Genomic DNA, 18,335 nt, shown 5'->3' with positions numbered 1-18,335 from the left:
CCAGTGGACCCGACACCCTGCCCCTGCGGTTCCGGACTGCGGCGGCTGCGCTGCTGCGCGCTCGATCTGGCGACGCTGAGCCCGCCGGCCGCCACCGCACCGGTGCGCCCGCTGCTGGAACAGGCGGAAGCCGCCCTCGCGGAGCGCGACAATGCGCGCGCCGAGGCCGCCCTGCTCGCCGCCCTGGAACTCGCCCCGGGGCGCGAGGATGCACTGTTCAGCCTGCACCGCCTGCTGCGTCAGGACGGCAAGATCGGCGCGGCCGAGGCGATCCTGCGCCGCATGGTCGCGGTCAACCCGAATAATTTCGCCCCGACCAACGAACTGACGCTGATGCTCCTCGCGCGCGGCGCGCTCGCCGAGGCCGAGGTGCACGCGCGCAACGCCGTGCGGATCGCGCCGCGCAGCCCGCAGGCGCATAATCTGATGGGCCTGGTGATGACCGAGGCCAATCGCGCGCTGATCGGTGAATATCATTACCGCGAAGTGCTGCGCCTGCTCGAGCGCGACGACGCCGTGACGCTCGCCAACCTCGCCTGGAATCTCAAGACCCAGGGACGGATCGAGGAGGCGCGGCACTTATACGCGACGTCGGTGGCGGCGAACCCCGGCGTGCTGCAATCGGTGCTCGGCTGGGCGCGCACCGAGGAGGCGGACCGCAAATTCGATCGGGCCCTCGAACTGGTCGAACAGGCCGAGGCGATCGCACCCGGCAACGCTGCCGTGGCGCTGACCCGGGCCACGGTACTCGCCCGCAAGGGCGCCACCGAAGACGCCCTCGCCCGGCTCGATCGGCTGGGAGAAGGCGGCACGCTCGGCCCGGCGGAATTGTCGGAAAAGGGCCGGCTGCTCGACCGGTTGGGGCGCTACGACGAGGCCTTCGCCGCGTATGACGCCGGCAAGTCCCGCGCCCTCGCCCTCGGGGCACGGCGCTACATGGACGAGGCGGCGCAGGATATCGCCGCCCGGTTGCGCGGCTTTTTCACCGAACGGCGGCTGGCCACCCTGCCCCGCGCCAGCACGCGCACCGACATGCCGCAGCCGATCTTCATAGTCGGCTTTCCGCGGTCGGGCACCACGCTGATCGAGCAGACCCTGTCGGTGCATCCGCGCATCGCGGCCGGCGACGAGCTGCCCTACATCAACGATGCGACCCATCTGGTGCAGCGTCTGTTCGCAAGCCCGCTGAGCTACCCCGATGCGCTGTGCGAATTATGGATGGGCGATCAGCGCGAGGGGCTCGATCTGCTGCGCGACCACTACCTCGCGCGCGTGCGCCAGGCCGGCATCCTGCGCGAGGGCGCCGCCTGGTTCACCGACAAGATGCCGCTGAACGAAACCCACCTCGGGCTGATCCACCTGATGTTCCCGGCCGCGCCGATCATCCATCTGCTGCGCCACCCGCTCGATGTCGTATTATCGGTGTATTCCAATCATCTCACGCACGGGCTGTTCTGCGCGGCGGAGCTCGAAACCATTGCAAAACATTATGCGCTCACCGCCGATCTGATCGCGCATTACCGCGAAAACATTCCCGCCCTCCGCTACCACGCCGTGCGCTACGAGGACGTGGTCGACCACCAGGAGCGGGAAATTCGCGGCCTGCTCGGCTTCATCGGCGAAGAGTTCGACCCGGCGTGCCTGCAGTTCGAGAAAAACCAGCGCTATGCCCGCACCGCGAGCTACGCGCAGGTGACCGAAAAACTCTACGACCGGTCGCGGTTTCGCTACCGGCATTACCGGGCCCAGCTCGAACCCGTGGTCGCCGCGCTGACGCCGATCATCGAGCGACTCGGCTACACGATCGACCACCAGATTTAAACCCTTCGGCGGCCGGATTCGGCGGTCATGGCGTTTGCCGTCGTGGCGCTCGCGAAAGCGTGAGTACGAACGCGTAATATATGTGTTTACAAGTTACGATATGGTCACTTATCACATTATCTAAGATTTTATGAACCTTTCCAAGCAACAGGGAGTCCTCATGGACAATGAATTGACGGATGGTATTCAGCTACATACGTCTTTTCTCAATAAAGAAAGTCTAAAAACTGGGATAACCTTAGAAAATTCACTAAGCCCCTCAATTTCATCAGATCAATTCTCAAATCCTTCGCCATTCGGTGGAATTTCATTGGGGTTCTCCCAATCAGAGGTTGTGAACCCCGGAATGTTTCTTGAGGGTGTCGTTCACACTGGCATGATCAGCAACCCGTCCGATCTGCAGGCGCCCCATAAACTCTCGGCAACCGTGGCCGACCAGTTGAAATCGGCGGATGTCACCCGCTTCCACGCGTTCAACCCCACCGACCCGATCAAGGGCAACGCCGCGATCGTCGGGGGTGGCGCCGGTTCAGTCGCCGCGCTGGCCGCCAGCGACGCCGGCAAAGCCAATCAACACATGACGATCGTTGTGCAGGACGCGCCAGGGGTCACGCTGAGTGCGGCCGCGCAGGGCGCCCTGAATTATGCGGCCCAGTATCTCGGCGCGCTGATCGCCGATCCGGTCGCGGTCACGATACAGGCGAACATCGCGAATCTGAACAGCGTCACCCAGACCGGCATCCTCGCCTACGGTGCGCCCGAGGCCTACTACGTGCCTTATTTCATCGCGCAGGGCGAGGTGGCCAAGCACGACCCGGCCTTGGCACCCTATCTGCCAAAGACCAATACGGCCGCCGGCGGCGTCGCCGCCGTCGTCTCCAAAGCCGAGCTGCAGGCCTGGGGATTGCCGACCCAGGGCTATTACTCGATCGGCGGGACGATCGTGATCAACACCGCATATCAGAGCCTGTTCAATTACAGCACCAACAACGTGCTTCAGGCCGCCAACACGAATTCGCTCGATTTCGTCGGCCTCGCGCTGCATGAGTTGTCGCACGCCCTCGGCCGTGTGCGGTTCGACCAGTCAACCGCCGCCGCCGGGCGCTACAAAGGCGACCCCCTGGCCGGCCCGATGGACCTTTCGGCTTTCACCTCGCCCGGTACACTACAGCACGAAGCGGTCAAGGGCGTGGGCGCGGTCCCTTATTTCTCGACCGACGGCGGCAAGACCCCCCTGGTTTACTCCTCGACCCAGACCCGCTCCGATTGGAACAACTACATGCAGAACGGCGCGTTTCTGCACGATGCCTGGTCTGGCTATCTGTTCCCCGGTCTGGCGACCATGTCCGCCACCGACCTGACACTGCTCAACGCGATCGGCTTCGACGTCAATTGCTTCGCGCCCGGCACCCGCATCCTGACCACCGGGGGCGAAGTCGCCGTCGAGGCGTTGACCACCGGGGACGTCGTGGTCCTGCATGATGGCGGCACCGCGCCGATCACCTGGATCGGCACGCGATGGATCGACCTCTGCCATCACAAGCGCCCGGATGCGGTGCAGCCGGTGTTGATCGAGGCCGGCGCCCTCGCCCAAGGCATGCCGAGCCGCGATCTGCTGGTATCACCCGATCACGCGCTCTATCTCGATGGTCACCTGATCCCGGCCAAGGCGCTGATCAATGGCCGCACCATCCGCATCGCGCCCCGCAAGTCGATCACGTATTACCATATCGAATTGCCGAGCCATGCGGTGCTGATCGCCGAGGGCACGCCCGCGGAATCCTACCTCGACACCGGTAATCGCGGTGCGTTCGAAAACAGCGGCATCGCTGTCGCGTTGCACCCGGATTTTGCCCAGAAGCGGCGCGAAACCCAAGGATGCGCGCCCTTCGCCGAAGCCGGACCCGTGGTCGAGGCGGTCCGGGCAAGGCTCCTGGCGCGGGCACGGGTATCGACCACGGCCGATGCCGGGTTGCGCGTCGTCGCGGTTGATGGCGGCGCGATCATCGAAAGCCGCGCGGCGATCCCGGGCTATATCACGGCCGATCCGCAGGATCGCCGCCGCCTGGGGGTCAAGGTGACGGCTCTGCACGTCGATGGCCGCAGCATCCCGCTCGACCACCCCGCGCTGACCACCGGCTGGCACGCGATGGAACCGGATGGGCGTTGGACCACCGGCCACGCCGTGGTGCCCGCCAGCCTGCTGCAGGGCGGCGTGCTGGAAGTAACCGTCGGTACCACCCTCGCCTATGCGGTGGCCCCGCGAAAAGCGGCCTGACCGGCCCGGCGGCACAACCATCCGGCGCGTGATCCTGGCCCAGCGATCACGCGCCGGCCGCCTCATTGCAGCGGCCCTACCGGATCAACAGGGCAATCCCAGACGGTTCAGCATCGCGGCCTGATGCTCGAAAAAATCGGCGAACGCCGATTTCATCTGCGCGACGATAGCCTCATCGGCGGCGGGCGCCGCCACCGCCGCCCAGGCCGCAAAGACGGCATCGTCCGGTCGCGGCAAGGCCTGACCGATCGTCGCCTCACTCAGCCAGTCGTGCTGGCGCAGGACGGCAAAGGCGGCAAGACCCGGCAGGGCAATACCGCCGCCGAGCGCGGGAACCGCGAGGGCAACCGGGTTCATCACGCTGCTGCCCTGCATTTTCTCGGTGAACATGGCGGCGTTGAGGCGCACGGTCGCCGGGTCCATCCGGGCGGCCGCATCGGGCACCATGACCGCCTGACCGGTGCCGATCAGCATGGCGAGCAGTTCGGCGGGGTTGCCCTGGCTGTCGTCGGGGTGGGATGCGCGGGCGATGGCGAGCAGGTCGCCGATGGTCGTGGGTCCTTCGGCGAGGCGGGCGAAGGCGGGTTCATAGAGCCCGGCGTTCATCGTGGCCTGACCGGCGGCCGATTCGAAGGTGAGCCTGCGGGTGGCATAGGGCACCGCAAGGCCGATTGGAACGGCGCACAGCGTGGCATCCCGCGTCATCGGGTCGAGGCTGGTTGCCCCGCGCACGAAAATATCGTGCCGCAGCGGCTGGTTGGCGGTGACGTCCTTGAGCAGTTCGATCATCGAGGGATCTTCGAACCCGGCCGCAATGGCGCGGGCGGTATCATCGAGCGCAAGGGCAGGGAAGTTTTCGAGCAGGTGGGGTGAACCGGCGTAGGTGAGTTTGGCACCGGCAAGCGCGGCGGCGACATCGTGATGAAAGCAGGGCGCCCAGGCCTGGTTCATGAATTCATGGGCGAGGTAGGCGGCGGGCTTGTCGGCGCAATGGTCGAGGATGCGCCTGGCGGAGGGATCGATCGCGCCGCTGCCGGCCTCCATCAGGCGGCGGACCACGGCGAACCCCTGCGCGGCCTGCCGATCGGCCCGAAAGGCAAGGCGGCTGCCGGCCTCGCGCATCAGCCGCTGCAGGCCGATCACGCCGCGCCACGCGGGCAGCACGTTGTAGCTGACGTGGCAGAGCCCGCCGGGTTTGAGCTTTTCCGCGAGCAACCGCACGATGCCCTGCTGAACCGGCGCGCTGACCCAGGTCCAGACACCGTGAAGGCTGGCGGCATCGAAATCGGGCAGCTCCGTGCAGGTGAAGCGGGTGAAATCGGCTTCGATGAACTGGCAGTTGGCAATCCCGGCCCGTGTCGCCATGGCGCGGGCCCGGGCGATGTGGGCGGGGTTGAAATCGAGCCCCGTGACCGTCCAGCCCGGATTGGTCGCGGCGAGCACGAGGGCGGAAAAGCCCAGACCACAGCCGATGTCGACGAAATGAAACCGTTCGTTGCGCCCGGGAATGGCGGCGGCAAACCCGTTGACCAGCGCGGCCAGCGCCATCAGCCGGGGCGATTGCTCGACGTAGTAGCCGGGGGCGTAGGCGATATCGGTCACATAGCCGGCACCCCAGCTCATGGCACACCGCCGCTCAGGCGCGGGATGCGCAGCGCCTCGATCGTGGTGGCGTTGAACAGCGCCTGATCGGCGCGGGCACGCCCGGTAAGGCCCGGGGTGGCGATCGGCAGCCAGCCGGTCCAGGACAGGCGGGGGGCGGTGGTGCCGCCGAGCCGGGCGCGGGGAATCGCGCCGGGATCGAGCACCAGATTGACCGCGAAATCGACCTCCATGCCGACATAGGCGCGCACCATCGAGACCAGATGATGCAGCCGCGGGCGATCGGGCAGCAGGTCCTCGAACGCCTCATGCGCGAGCGGGCCGATCCGGATGATGAAGCGGGCCTGCGGATCGAATGCGCGCGCACCGGCGGCGCAGTCGCGCCCGAGGCGGTTGAACTGGCCGGGTATCCGGCCGCGCGGCATGCGGCTCTGGCTGTCGGCGTCGAGGCGGAGCCAGGCACCGGCGAATTCCTCGATCGTGACGTCGCGTTCCAGCCAGTCCGACAGCAGGGCGCGCAGCCGGTCCGCCGAGCGCGGGCGGCTCGCAAAGAAACCGGCGTAGTGCTGGATCGGCATCGCACCCACCGCGAGCCGATCGATCAGGTGGCTCGTGTTGAAGCCGGTCAGCGCCAGCAGGACCGCCCCGGCGGGATCGGCCGCGGTGCCCGCATCGGCATGGCCGGTATGGTGGGCAAGCTCCGCGGCAAGGTGCGGGCGATATTTGGTGCCCGCCGTGGCGAAGCCGGCGATCAGGCGCTGGGCCAGCATCGCCACGAAATCGGCCATCGCGGCCGAGCGGGCGCGGGTCGCCTGGGCGATCAGCGCGGTATACCAGCGCGGCAGCGGGCTGGACACGCCGACCAGGCCGATCAGCCTGGTGGCAAGCATCGCGCGGCCGGCCTGCGGCACGCTTGCGTGATCGACCTCGGCGGTCGGGTGCGCGAGGGTGGTGGGGGCGGAAAAGGCGATCGCCTCGCCCACATCGCGCCGGCCGGTGGCCAGCCAGAGCAGGCGGATGGCGGCGCCGAGGCGGAATTTCGCCGGCGCGCGGGCCAGCCGGGCGAGCGCGCCCTCGGCTGTGCGGGGCGGGTTCACAGCAGGGTCCGGTGGCCGGCGCGCGGCGGAAAGCGCATGGCCGGATCGACGCGTCCACGCAGGCGCAGCGTGGTGCGCACGAAGGAATTGATCGTGCCGTGCAGGGCGAGGAAGCGTTCGAGCACGGCGCCGAGCAGGAACAGGCCGTTTTCCTGATAGGGTTTCGGGTCGAACTCCAGGGCCACGTCGAGCCCGCGGCAGAAGCTGCCCAGCCGCCCGCCGGGCAGGCGCGCGGTGCCGGGTTTGGCCGAGACGCCGATCAGCGCCTCGATCGCGGCGCGGGTTTCGGCGGTTTCGGCGCGGTCGTACAGGCGGAGCACGTCGCGCAGCGCCGCGGCCCCGTCAGGACCGCCGACCACCGAGAGATGGCCGAGCGAGAGATGCGAGATCAGCCGCCACGCACCGCGTTCGGCAAGGCGCGGCCGCAGCGTGGCCCCGGGCGGGGTGAGGCAGGCGATGCGGGCGATGCCGTCGTGCGGCGAGACCGGCGTGAGATGGGGGTGGCCACCGCCGAACGGCAGGGCGGCGGGCAGGTCGCGGTTGACGCACAGCGCATCGACCGAGAGCACGGTATCGGCCGGGGCGGCGGGATCGAAATCCGGCGCGAAGGGGGCAAGAAAGGTTTCGGTGCCGCCGAGCGTGGCGGCGGCGGGGCGGCGCGCCTCGATGTAATAGCCGCCCGGCGTATCCGGGCCGCCCTGTCCGGCGCGGTAGAACGGTTGCCAGGCCCTGGTGTTGCCGGCGCGATCGGTCTCGCGCACCGCCGTGATGCCCCAGATTTCCATGCCGGTGGCGCGGCGGGCATCCGGCACGACGCGGTATTCGGTATCGGTCTGGTCGAGGCGGATCGGTTCGCAATGCTGGGGGAAAATATTCACCACCGGCGCGCAGCCGAGTGCGACGTGTTCCGCACTGACCGCGCGCTCGAGCTCGATGGCGGCGCGGTCGAGGTAGATGAAAATCTCGAGCCGGTTGCCCGCGAGGGCGAGGGTCTTGCGGTCCAGCCCATCGAGATCGATGAACATGAATTTCTCGGAGAACGCGAAATATTCGGCCAGCAGCCGAAACCCGGTAAAGCCGCGCGCGGGCCAGGGCAGCAGGGCTTCGTCCTCACCAAAGCCGACCGGGATGACGGCGTCGCGCCCGAGCAGCACGGGGTTGGGGTCGCCCGGGCTGACCGCGAGGGCGACGCCGATGGTGTGGGCGGCGAGCAGCTCATACACATGCGGCGCGATCGCCTGGCCGCCGCGCAGATAGAGCCGCAGCCGGTCGACCCCGAGTTTGGCGAAGCTCATGTCGGGCGCCAGCGTGCCGAGCACGATCCGCAGGACCGAGGCGGCGCCGGGCGCAAGCGGGTTGGCCGGCGCGACGAAGGGTTGCCCGGCCAGGCGGACCTGTTCGATGCGGATCGGCCAGAGCGAGACGGGATAGGCGGTCTGAAACCGGCAGGCCTGGCCGCGCACGCGTTCGGACTCCAGAGTGAATCCGGCATCGAGCCGGACATTGGCCTGCAGATCGGGCTTGCACTCGAACTGGGCGATGGCGCAGGCCGGGATCGGGGCGAGAAAACCGGGGTAGAGCGCGCCGAGCAGCGCATCGGTCAGTTCGGGGAATTCATCGTCGAGCCGTTTATGGACACGCGCCGACAGGAAAGCGACGCCATCGAGCAGGCGGGCAACATGCGGATCATCGACCGCGTCGGGCGACAGGCGCAGGCGGCCGGCGATTTTAGGGTGGGTATCTGCGAATTCGGCGGCGAGCTTGCGGATCGCCAGCAGTTCGCGATTGAAATAGGGCAGCAGGCTGTCAGACAAAGCGCTCGCCCTTGACTTCGATCTCAGCCGAGGTGGCATCGACGATCGTGTTGAAACTGATCGGCTCCGGCGCGGGTTCGGCGTGCAGCAGCCCGTCGATCCGCATGTGCAGTGTGGGATCGAGCGGGTTTTCCGCCTTGACCAGCACGACCGCGACCTGGGCGAACCGCGGCTCGAAGGTTTTGATGGTGCGTTCCACCTCGGCGCGGAACGCTTCGCGGGCACCGGGATCGGCCATGCTGCCCGAAGTATAGTCGGGCAGGCCATAGCCCGCGACCGAGGCCGGCAGCTCGCTCAGCTTGCCGGGCAGGCTGCGCCAGCGGCGCTTGGCGTTCAACAGCGCTTCGAGATCGCGCCGGACCGAACGGCGCAGCACGGTCATGGCTTCGCCGGGCGAAAGCGGCAGGTCGCGGTCGCGCTCCGGCGCATCGTCGAACAGACGGTCGAGCGGCGAGAGCTGCACGCGCGCGCCGGCATCGCGCACGCGGTCGTTGAACGGCGTCTGGCTCATGATGCGAAAACGAGCGTGCCGAGATCCATGATCGGCATGGCATCGTCGCCGACCAGGAATTCGCGCTGGCCGATGCCGGTGACCAGACCGCCCTGGTCCTGCCAGTCGGTCGCGCGGCCGAGGCGGTACGCATCGCCCGGCGGGTCGCCGGTCACGGCATAAATGGCGGGGATATAGACATCGCCATCCGGCCCGGCCTCGACGGCAAGGCTCGCGCGCCGCCAGATCAGGTCGCGCGGCCGGACGGGTTTGTGAAAGGTGATTTCCGTCACACGCGAAATCGGCACCCAGAAGTATTTACCGGTCGTGGTCAGAACCTCCAGAACCCCCGCCGTGGTATCGCTCGCATCGCGAAAATCCGCGAACGCCGCGCCGTCCGCCGTGCCGGGACGCGCGGTGCGCGCGGCTTCGGCGGCGGCCGCGGCCTCACGCGCCGCCGGCAGATCACCGGCTCGCTGGGCGACCAGCGATGCGAGCAGGAATTGTTCGACCGGGCCCGGCTCACCCAGAAACTCGGGCACCCGGCCATCGCGGTACAATTGCCGGCGGGCCACTTCGCCGCGCAGCAGCTGACGGAACTCGGCGACCATGAGCGCGGCGGCCGGGTCGAGCTGGCCGGCCGCATCGAGCAGCACATCGGCGCGTTCGAAATTGCCGGCGAACACCAGCATTTCGACCAGCAGGATACGCGCGGCGACATCGGTCGGCCTGGCCTTCACCGCGGCGGTGGCGGCGGCGACCGCGGTATCGAGGTTGCCCGCGCGAAACGCGGCACCGGCGCTGCCGGGGGCGGAGGATGTGGCATTGATCGGGGTCGCAGTCTGGTCGCTCGGCATGGCTCACCCTCCCGGCATCTTTGACGTTGCAGCGATTAGTATTGAAACGGCGCTGGACGCGCAATGGCCTGTTACCATCGGGCGCAATAACGATCGTATTTATTTTTATGACGAAACAACGAGTTTGTTTACGCCCCGGCCAGGACAGGCTAACATTGCAACCGAGGGTCGATTTTGCGACGATGAACGTCGCCGGTCGCCCAGCCAGAGCTATGCCAGGACTATGACCAGCGTTTTTGCATCGGACGATCTTGCAGCGATTTTCGACGTTTTTGGGAGAACCGGACAATGAGCGGCAGCATTCATGAAAAACTCAACCGCGTGCGCAAACCGCGGGTACACATCACCTATGACGTCGAGACGGAGGGCGCGCAGATCGTGCGGGAACTGCCGTTCGTCATGGGCGTGCTCGGCGATTTTTCCGGCGATCCGACCCAGCCGCTCAAACCGCTGGCCGAGCGCAAATTCATCCAGATCGATCGCGACAATTTCAACGACGTGATGGCCCGCATGGCACCGGGGCTGAAGCTCAAGGTCGATAACACGCTCGCCGACGACGGCAGCCAGATGGCCGTTGACCTGAAGTTCAACAGTATCGAGGATTTCGATCCCGAACGGGTGGTGGAGCAGGTGCCGGCCTTGAAGGCGCTGCTCGAGACCCGCAACAAGCTGCGCGACCTGATGAGCAAGGCGGATCGTTCGGAACAACTGGAATCGTTACTTGAGCAGGTTTTGCAGAACGACAGCGAGCTCAAGGCCCTGTCGGGCGAACTCGGCCTCGGCGCCGGCAAGGAGGGCTGATCATGTCAGGCACGCAATCCGAAGCCGCCGCAGGCACCACCGCCACCGCGACCGAACAGGTCAGCCTGCTCGACCAGGTGGTCGGCGCGACCAAGCAGACCGAACCCGACCGGGCGCAGGACCTCGTCAAGACGCTGGTGCAGGAAGCGCTGTCCGGCACGGTCACGTTCGACAAAAATCTGACCCGCACGATCGACCGCGCGATTGCCGCGATCGACCGGCGCATGTCGACCCAGCTCAACGAAATCATGCACGACGCGCGATTCCTGCAGCTCGAAGGCAGCTGGCGCGGGCTCCATCATCTGGTGATGAACTCCGAGACCGGCACATCGCTCAAGATCAAAGTGATCAACATGACAAAGCGCGAGCTCAACCGCGACCTGACCAAGGCGGTGGAGTTCGACCAGAGCCAGCTGTTCAAGAAGATCTACGAAAACGAATTCGGCACACCGGGCGGTGAGCCCTACGGCGCGCTGATCGGTGATTACGAATGGACCAACCACCCCGACGACATCGAAAGTCTACGGCTGATCTCCAACGTGGCCGCGGCGTCGTTCGCGCCGTTCATCTCGGCGGCGGGTGCGGGCATGTTCGGGTTTTCGGACTGGACCGAATTGTCCAAACCGCGCGACCTCGCAAAGATTTTCGAGACCGCCGAATACGCCAAATGGCGCGGCTTTCGCGAGACCGAGGACGCACGCTTCGTCTCGCTGGTCATGCCGCGCACGCTCGCACGGGTGCCCTACGGTGCCGCGACCGCACCGGTCGAGACCTTCAACTACGAAGAGGCGCCGTTCAACGCCGCCGGCGCCGCGCAATCGATGGATCATCATGATTATTGCTGGATGAACGCCGCCTACATGATGGGCGAGCGCCTGACCGCGAGCTTTGCGAGCTCGGGCTTCTGTGTCGCGATCCGCGGCGCCGAGGGGGGCGGCAAGGTGGAGAACCTGCCGTTCCACGTGTTCCAATCCGACGATGGCGACATGGATGCGAAATGCCCGACCGAGATCGGCATCACCGACCGGCGCGAGTTCGAGCTGTCGAATCTCGGCTTCCTGCCGCTCTGCCACTACAAGAACACCGATTACGCCGTGTTTTTCGGCGCACAATCGGCACAGAAGGCAAAAAAATACGACCGGCCGGATGCGACCGCCAATGCCGCGATTTCCGCGCGCCTGCCCTATATCATGGCCTCGTCGCGCTTCGCGCATTTCCTGAAGGTGATGGCGCGCGACAAGATCGGCTCCTTCATGGAAGCCAAGGATTGCGAGAACTGGCTGAACCGCTGGATCGGCAATTACGTGAACGGCAATGCCGATGCCGGGCCGGATATGAAAGCGAAATATCCGCTGCGCGAAGCCAAGGTCGAGGTCAAGGAGATCCCCGGCAAGCCCGGCTCCTATAACGCGATCGCCTATCTGCGGCCCTGGCTGCAGATGGAGGAACTGACCACCTCGATGCGAATGGTCGCCAACATTCCGAAAAAGACCTGATCGGATCGTTGGCGGCCTGATCTCGCATGTTGCGTGATACCGTGCTGGCCGGTCGCTTCTTCGGCGACCGGCATCAGGCCGGGGCGGGCGACCTCGCGCGGTTTCTAACGGCGCCCGCGGCACCCGCGCTCGCGCTCTGGTTCGGGCTCGATACCGCCGCGATCCTGCGCGATCCGACCCGCCTGGCCGCGATGCTCGATCATGACATCGCCATGATCGATGCGATGCTGGCCGCCGCGATCGATGCAATTCTGCACGCGCCACGCCTGATGCGCCTCGAAGGATCATGGCGCGGGCTGCATTGGCTGGCCGGCCGCATCGAGGCGAGCGGACGGGTGCGGCTGCGCGTGCTGCACGCCGCCTGGGGCGAGGTCTGCCGCGATCTGGAGCGGGCCGCCGAGTTCGACCAGAGCCAGCTGTTCCGCCGGATCTACGAGGATGAATTCGGCACGCCGGGCGGCGAACCCTACGGGCTGCTGGTGATGGATTACGACGTGCGCCACCGGCCCGGGCCCGATGCGCCGCAGGACGACGTGGCGGCAATCGCCGCCCTTTCGGCAATCGCCGCCGCCGCCTTCGCGCCGATGATTTTCGGCGCGGCCGCGGCGCTGTTCGGCGTCGACCGGATGGAGGAATTGGCCGCCGTCGCCAATCCTTCCGCCATTTTCACGGGGCCCGAGCATCAGCGGTTTCGCAACCTGGCCCAGCGCGAGGATATGCGGTTCGTCGGCCTCGCGCTGCCGCGCCTGCGCGCCCGCCCGGCGTGGGCGGACCGCCCCGAGGCACGGCGCGGCTTTTGCTACACCGAAACGATCGCCACGGGCGATGACATCGTCTGGTTCGCCGCCGGCTACGCGATCGCGATGACCGTGGCGCGCGCGATGGCGACCTACGACTGGCCGGCCGACATGCGCGGCTATAATCAGGACTGGCCTGGCAGCGGGCTGATCACCATCGGCACCGCGCCGCGCTTTTCGGTCGATTCCGCGCAGGGGCAGGACCGTTTCGAGGCGGAGGTCGCCCTGACCGACGCGCAGGAACGCGCCCTGGTCGATGCCGGCATGCTCGCGCTGTCCTCCCTCGGCTTCGGTGGCCAGACCGTGCTGGGCGCGGCGCGCAGCCTGCAGGCACCCCGCCGCTACAGCGGGCCGCGGGCCGAGGTGGCGGACGCCAATGCCCGGCTCTCCGCCCAGTTCAACACCATGATCTGCGTGTCGCGCTTCGCGCATTTCATCAAGGTGATGGGGCGCGACATGACCGGCGCGTTCCGCACCGCCGGCGAGATCGAGCGCGCGCTCACCACCTGGCTGCGCCGCTACGCCAACGCGAACAAGGACGCAGGACCCGAAACGCGGGCGCGCTACCCGCTGCTCGATGCGCGGGTGGAAGTGCGCGAGCTCGCGACCAAGCCCGGCTCGTTCGGCTGCACGATCCATCTCCAGCCGCACTACCAACTCGATGACATCAGCGCATCGTTCCGCCTGGTAACAGAGTTATCGGCACCCCAAGCCGGCTGATTGTGGTCACAGCGTCATCATTCTCATTTTTTTGCTTTCATCGTCTTATTCAATAGACGTTACTTTGATTGGTCTGGTTTTGAGTGGCAACCGCTGCTTCTCGTGATATCTATATCGGAATAATCATCGGGTGGAGGGTAACGATGCCGGATCTATTTCGCTGCGAGCCAACCGACCCTTTTCTGACTAACAATTATAGTCACCTGACGAGCCAGATCGCGAAGCACCAGACCTCCGACGACTATATCTTCGAGCTGCATAGCGGGCATGAGACCGGGAACCCGATCTATATTCGGATGAGCAATGGGGAGGAACATGACAAATCAAAAAAGTTGGTGACAAAATTCGATACATTGAATTTCACCACGGTAGAGTTTGTCAATGAAAACCGGCTCAAGAACAAGGACCTCAACACACTGGGCCTCAAGCTGAGTGACACCAAGTTTGAAGAGCTTCGACTGTTCTGTCTCGCCAATATGGCGTTTTTCAAAAGTCTCGCCGCAGCCTATTACGTCAAGTCGGCACCAGTAACAACGACGGTCAATCTGCCAAAATCCAAAAAAAAAGTGGCAGTTCACAAAACCAAAAAATAGGACGCCGGTTCACCCGGCTACCCCGCCGGTTTGATACCCAGCGCCGTCAGCATCGCCTGCCGCACCGCGGCATCGGCCAGAATGTCCTCGATCAGTTGCGGCCAAGGCAGCCGGGCGCGCCGGACCGCCTCGTCCAGCGTTAGCGCGATCGGTGATTGCGGCTCGGTACGGCGAAAAAATTCGGCGATCTCGGTGAGCTGCCGGAGCGCGTCTTCCCTTGTCCGCACGGCGCCGCGGGTGATGGGTGCATCGGCCATACCGGTCTCCATGGGTTCGTCCTCCGCCACGATGGGCCCTGCCTCAATCGCCACCGGCGCACCGGCCTGCGGCGCATAGCGCCTGGCGATGTTGATGATCTGCTCGAGGATTTCACCAACCCGGCTCGCGGGCGGCGCATCGGCGCCGGCCGCCGCATCCAGCGTCTGCGCCATGTCGCGCCACGCCGCCAGTGCGGCAATCGCCTGCTGCGCAAGGGTGGTGAAATGCGCGACCCCAACCGCCCTCGCCTCGGTCTCGAGCTTGGCGAAATCAGCGACGCCCGCGGCAATGCGGGCCGCCTTGCGCTTGGCATCGCCGAGCCCTGCGGTTTCCTCGGCCTGTTGATACTGGAACAACAACACCCGCGCGCCATCCGCCGTGTTGAACAGCGGCAGTTTGCGCAACGGCTGGATCAGGGTGCCATCGCCGCCCACGCCGTTGAGCCCCGCGATCGGTGCGGTGCGGATCTCCATGCCGTCCTCATCCGGCAGCGGAAATACGCTCTCCCAATAACGCGCGGCATACCCCGCGATCAGCGCGGCACCATCGGCAAGCCCGGCAAGCCCGGCATCGCGCACCAAAGCCTCGGTCAGCCAGGCGGCAATTTCAAGATCATGTGATTTCGCCAGCGCCGTTTGTGACAATTGCAGGACAACACGCCAATGTTGCGCGACCTCGGGTTCCAGCGCGGTATCGGCATCGGCCGCCCGCTCGGCCGCCCGCGCGTCCGACCGTGCGTCCCGCAGCCGGTAATAGACCGATTGCGCCGTATAATCGGCCCGCAGATCAACGCCGCTGGGCGCCTCTGCTGCGATCGGTTCTAACAAATGCGTCATGTCGAGTGTCATGCGTAAAATCCAGTGTGACAAAGGTCGTACAGTTATCATGTTGCAAGTTCTTGATCTGGACAAGTCGCGTGTTAGCCCATAGTATCAATCCCAGAACATTGTACCGCCGTAACGAAATCGGCAACCGTCCGGTTCGAGTGGGGAGCGAATGACAGCTATCGATCTCAAGTCGCTGATCGCGCGCCTGAACGAGCACAGCCGCCGCAGCCTGGAAGCGGCGGCCGGCCTCACCTTGTCGCGTAGCCATTACAATGTCGAGATCGAACATTGGCTGCTCAAGCTCGCCGACGGCACGGATACCGATATTCCGCTCATTCTCCGCCATTACGACATCGATCACGGCCGGTTCCTGATCGACCTGAACCGCGCGCTCGACCGGATGAAAACCGGCAATGCCAGGGCCCCTGCCCTGTCGCCGGATGTGGTGGATTGGGCCAAGCAAGGCTGGCTGCTCGCCTCGATCGAGCACGGGCTGTCGCGCACCCGCTCGGGCGATTTGTTATGGGCGCTGCTGGCCGATGAAGGTCTCGCCCGCCGGGCGCGCGAGGCTTCGAGCCAGCTCGCGAAAATCCCCGCCGAACTGCTCAAGCGCGACTTCGCCGCGATCACCCGGAACTCAACCGAATCCCAAAGCGCCACGCTGGCGGCGGATGGCGCGCCGGCGGCGGGCGGTGACGATGGCGCCCCCCGCCCCGGCGGTTCTGCGGCACTCGATCAATTCACCGACGATCTGACGGCACGCGCGCGGGCCGGCCGGATCGACCCGATTCTGGGCCGCGATTTCGAAATCCGTCAGGCGATCGATATCCTGACCCGGCGGCGGCAGAACAACCCGATCCTGACCGGCGAAGCCGGCGTCGGCAAGACCGCGGTGGTCGAAGGCCTGGCACTGAAAATCGCCCAGGGCGATGTGCCCGACGCCTTGAAAAACGTCGTCCTGCGCACGCTGGACATGGCCTTGTTGCAGGCGGGCGCAGGGGTGAAGGGCGAGTTCGAGAACCGGCTGAAATCCGTGATCGAGGAGGTCAAGGCCTCGCCCCGGCCGATCATCCTGTTCATCGACGAGGCGCACACGATGGTGGGTGCCGGTGGCGCGGCCGGGCAGAACGATGCGGCCAATCTGCTCAAACCGGCGCTGGCGCGCGGCGAATTGCGCACGATCGCGGCAACGACCTGGGCGGAATACAAAAAATATTTCGAGCGTGATGCCGCACTGGCACGGCGGTTCCAGGTGGTGAAGGTCGAGGAACCATCCGAGCCAATGGCAACCGCCATGATCCGCGGCCTGGTCGGCACACTGGAAAAACACCACAAGGTCCGCATTCTGGACGAGGCGGTAAGCGAGGCGGTGCGCCTCTCGGCGCGTTACATCACCTCCCGCCAGCTGCCGGACAAGGCGATTTCACTGATCGACACAGCCTGCGCGCGCGTGTCCATGAGCCAGGCGACCGAACCCGCGCCGATCGAGGACCGCCGGCGGCGGCTCGATCTGATCGCGACCGAAACGGGCATTCTTGCGCGCGAAATGGCAAGCGGCGGCGATCACGCGGCGCGCGAGGCCGAACTGGCCGAGGAGCGGGCGACGCTGGCAACGGAGTTGGCCGCGCTCGAATCCCGTTACGCGGCGGAGAAGGAACTGGCCCATCGGATCGGCGCGCTGCGGGGCGCGCTGGAAACGCCGGACACGGCAGCGGCGGATCAACCGGCCCCGGGCGATGTCGGCGTGCTGGAGCGACCGGCGGTGATCGACCGGGCAGCATTGCAGGCCCAACTCGCCGAGGCGGCCGCCGCCCTCAAAGCCTCCCAGGGCGACATGCCGCTGATCTTCCCGGTGGTCGATGGCCAGGCGGTCGCCGAAATCGTCGAAAGCTGGACCGGCATTCCCGCCGGGCGCATGCAATCCGACGAAATCAACACCGTCCTCAACCTGAAATCCGCCATGGAGCGGCGCATCGTCGGCCAGCCCCACGCGCTCGAAGCCGTGGCCCAGGCCATCCGCACCGCGCGCGCCAAACTCACCGACCCGCGCAAGCCGATCGGCGTCTTCCTGATGGTCGGCACCTCCGGCACCGGCAAGACCGAAACGGCGCTGACGCTCGCGGATTTGCTCTATGGCGGTGAGCAGACCATCACCACCATCAACATGACCGAGTTCAAGGAGGAGCATAAAGTGTCGCTCCTGATGGGCAGCCCGCCCGGTTACGTGGGTTACGGCGAAGGCGGCGTGCTCACCGAAGCGGTCCGCCGCCGCCCCTACTCCGTCATCCTGCTCGACGAGATGGAAAAAGCCCATCCCGGCGTGCAGGATGTATTTTTCCAGGTGTTCGACAAAGGCAACATGAAGGACGGCGAAGGCCGCGACATCGACTTCAAGAACACCGTCATCATCATGACCTCGAACGCCGGCACCGAGCTGATCGAAAAACTCTTCGCCGACCCTGAAACCGCGCCGGATGCGGCCGGGCTGGCCGAGGCGCTGCGCCCGGAACTGGCAAAATATTTCAAGCCGGCGTTTCTCGGCCGGGTGACCATCGTGCCGTATTTCCCGCTGTCGGACGAGGTGATCCGCCAGATCGTGACACTTCAGTTAAACAAAATCGCGCGTCGTGTGCGCGACAGCTACAAGGCCAGCTTCGAATACGAACCGGCCCTGGTCGAAACCATTGCCGCACGCTGCAAGGAATCCTCCTCCGGCGCGCGCAACGTGGAGAATATTCTCTCCCGCAGCCTCCTGCCCGAACTATCAGCGGAGGTCCTGGCCCGTTTGGCCAACGGCGAGACAATTTCCCGCGTCACGGTCGGAATGGGTCCCGAAGGGTCGTTCCGCTACGAACTTGGCTAAATATTCATAACCCAACAGGAG

14 protein-coding genes are annotated in these 18,335 nt (G+C 65.8%); 8 read left to right on the top strand and 6 right to left on the bottom strand.

Features of this window, described 5'->3' with window-relative positions:
- The first annotated feature begins 3 nt into the window (after nucleotides 1–3).
- Both AruPA_RS11730 and AruPA_RS11725 read left to right on the top strand, forming a co-directional pair.
- Nucleotides 4–1,821, top strand: a complete 1,818-nt coding sequence (locus tag AruPA_RS11730) for a tetratricopeptide repeat-containing sulfotransferase family protein (RefSeq protein ID WP_265636889.1) — start codon at nucleotides 4–6, stop codon at nucleotides 1,819–1,821.
- A 376-nt stretch (nucleotides 1,822–2,197) separates the two neighbouring features.
- Nucleotides 2,198–4,099, top strand: a complete 1,902-nt coding sequence (locus tag AruPA_RS11725) for an NF038122 family metalloprotease (RefSeq protein ID WP_265636888.1) — start codon at nucleotides 2,198–2,200, stop codon at nucleotides 4,097–4,099.
- A gap of 84 nt (nucleotides 4,100–4,183) precedes the next feature.
- Here the strand turns inward: AruPA_RS11725 and AruPA_RS11720 are convergent, their stop codons facing one another.
- The 5 genes from AruPA_RS11720 to AruPA_RS11700 are packed head-to-tail and all read right to left on the bottom strand — an operon-like array spanning nucleotide 4,184 to nucleotide 9,959.
- Nucleotides 4,184–5,722 carry a class I SAM-dependent methyltransferase gene (locus AruPA_RS11720; RefSeq protein ID WP_265636887.1) on the bottom strand — a complete coding sequence of 513 codons (1,539 nt, stop codon included), beginning with the start codon at nucleotides 5,720–5,722 and terminating at the stop codon, nucleotides 4,184–4,186.
- Nucleotides 5,719–6,798, bottom strand: a complete 1,080-nt coding sequence (gene tssG, locus AruPA_RS11715) for a type VI secretion system baseplate subunit TssG (protein WP_265636886.1) — start codon at nucleotides 6,796–6,798, stop codon at nucleotides 5,719–5,721. Before tssG ends, AruPA_RS11720 begins: the two co-directional genes overlap by 4 nt.
- A complete protein-coding gene (gene tssF, locus AruPA_RS11710) occupies nucleotides 6,795–8,612 on the bottom strand; it encodes a type VI secretion system baseplate subunit TssF (RefSeq protein ID WP_265636885.1) in 1,818 nt (605 codons plus the stop codon). The genes tssG and tssF overlap by 4 nt, the downstream gene beginning before the upstream one ends.
- Entirely contained in the window at nucleotides 8,605–9,123 is a 519-nt protein-coding gene (gene tssE, locus AruPA_RS11705) for a type VI secretion system baseplate subunit TssE (protein WP_265636884.1), read from the bottom strand. Before tssE ends, tssF begins: the two co-directional genes overlap by 8 nt.
- Nucleotides 9,120–9,959 (bottom strand): type VI secretion system accessory protein TagJ, encoded by an 840-nt coding sequence (locus tag AruPA_RS11700; protein WP_265636883.1) that lies wholly within the window; start codon nucleotides 9,957–9,959, stop codon nucleotides 9,120–9,122. Before AruPA_RS11700 ends, tssE begins: the two co-directional genes overlap by 4 nt.
- On the opposite strand from AruPA_RS11700, the gene AruPA_RS11695 reads away from it, so the two are divergent.
- The 5 genes from AruPA_RS11695 to AruPA_RS11675 all read left to right on the top strand — a co-directional run bounded on the left by AruPA_RS11695 (nucleotide 9,958) and on the right by AruPA_RS11675 (nucleotide 14,366).
- Nucleotides 9,958–10,251, top strand: coding sequence for a hypothetical protein (locus AruPA_RS11695; protein WP_265636882.1), 294 nt, complete (start codon nucleotides 9,958–9,960; stop codon nucleotides 10,249–10,251). The genes AruPA_RS11700 and AruPA_RS11695 overlap by 2 nt on opposite strands.
- Nucleotides 10,248–10,760: a type VI secretion system contractile sheath small subunit gene (gene tssB / locus AruPA_RS11690; RefSeq protein WP_265636881.1), complete on the top strand. Its 513-nt coding sequence runs from the start codon at nucleotides 10,248–10,250 to the stop codon at nucleotides 10,758–10,760. Before AruPA_RS11695 ends, tssB begins: the two co-directional genes overlap by 4 nt.
- A gap of 2 nt (nucleotides 10,761–10,762) precedes the next feature.
- Nucleotides 10,763–12,256, top strand: a complete 1,494-nt coding sequence (tssC, locus tag AruPA_RS11685) for a type VI secretion system contractile sheath large subunit (protein WP_265636880.1) — start codon at nucleotides 10,763–10,765, stop codon at nucleotides 12,254–12,256.
- 26 nt (nucleotides 12,257–12,282) lie between these two features.
- Nucleotides 12,283–13,773 carry a type VI secretion system contractile sheath large subunit gene (gene tssC, locus AruPA_RS11680; RefSeq protein WP_265636879.1) on the top strand — a complete coding sequence of 497 codons (1,491 nt, stop codon included), beginning with the start codon at nucleotides 12,283–12,285 and terminating at the stop codon, nucleotides 13,771–13,773.
- 143 nt (nucleotides 13,774–13,916) lie between these two features.
- Nucleotides 13,917–14,366, top strand: a complete 450-nt coding sequence (locus AruPA_RS11675) for a hypothetical protein (RefSeq protein WP_265636878.1) — start codon at nucleotides 13,917–13,919, stop codon at nucleotides 14,364–14,366.
- A gap of 17 nt (nucleotides 14,367–14,383) precedes the next feature.
- On the opposite strand, the gene tssA is transcribed toward AruPA_RS11675, so the two are convergent.
- Nucleotides 14,384–15,472, bottom strand: a complete 1,089-nt coding sequence (gene tssA / locus AruPA_RS11670; protein WP_265636877.1) for a type VI secretion system protein TssA — start codon at nucleotides 15,470–15,472, stop codon at nucleotides 14,384–14,386.
- A 148-nt stretch (nucleotides 15,473–15,620) separates the two neighbouring features.
- Here tssA and tssH point away from each other — a divergent pair, with 148 nt between their 5' ends.
- Nucleotides 15,621–18,314 (top strand): type VI secretion system ATPase TssH, encoded by a 2,694-nt coding sequence (gene tssH, locus AruPA_RS11665; RefSeq protein ID WP_265636876.1) that lies wholly within the window; start codon nucleotides 15,621–15,623, stop codon nucleotides 18,312–18,314.
- Nucleotides 18,315–18,335 lie beyond the last annotated feature (21 nt).

This window comes from Acidiphilium sp. PA (genome assembly GCF_026191915.1).
In the GTDB taxonomy this organism is placed as follows: Bacteria; Pseudomonadota; Alphaproteobacteria; order Acetobacterales; family Acetobacteraceae; genus Acidiphilium.
Note: the sequence above shows the minus strand (reverse complement) of the source record. Positions and strands in the feature narration are given on the sequence as shown.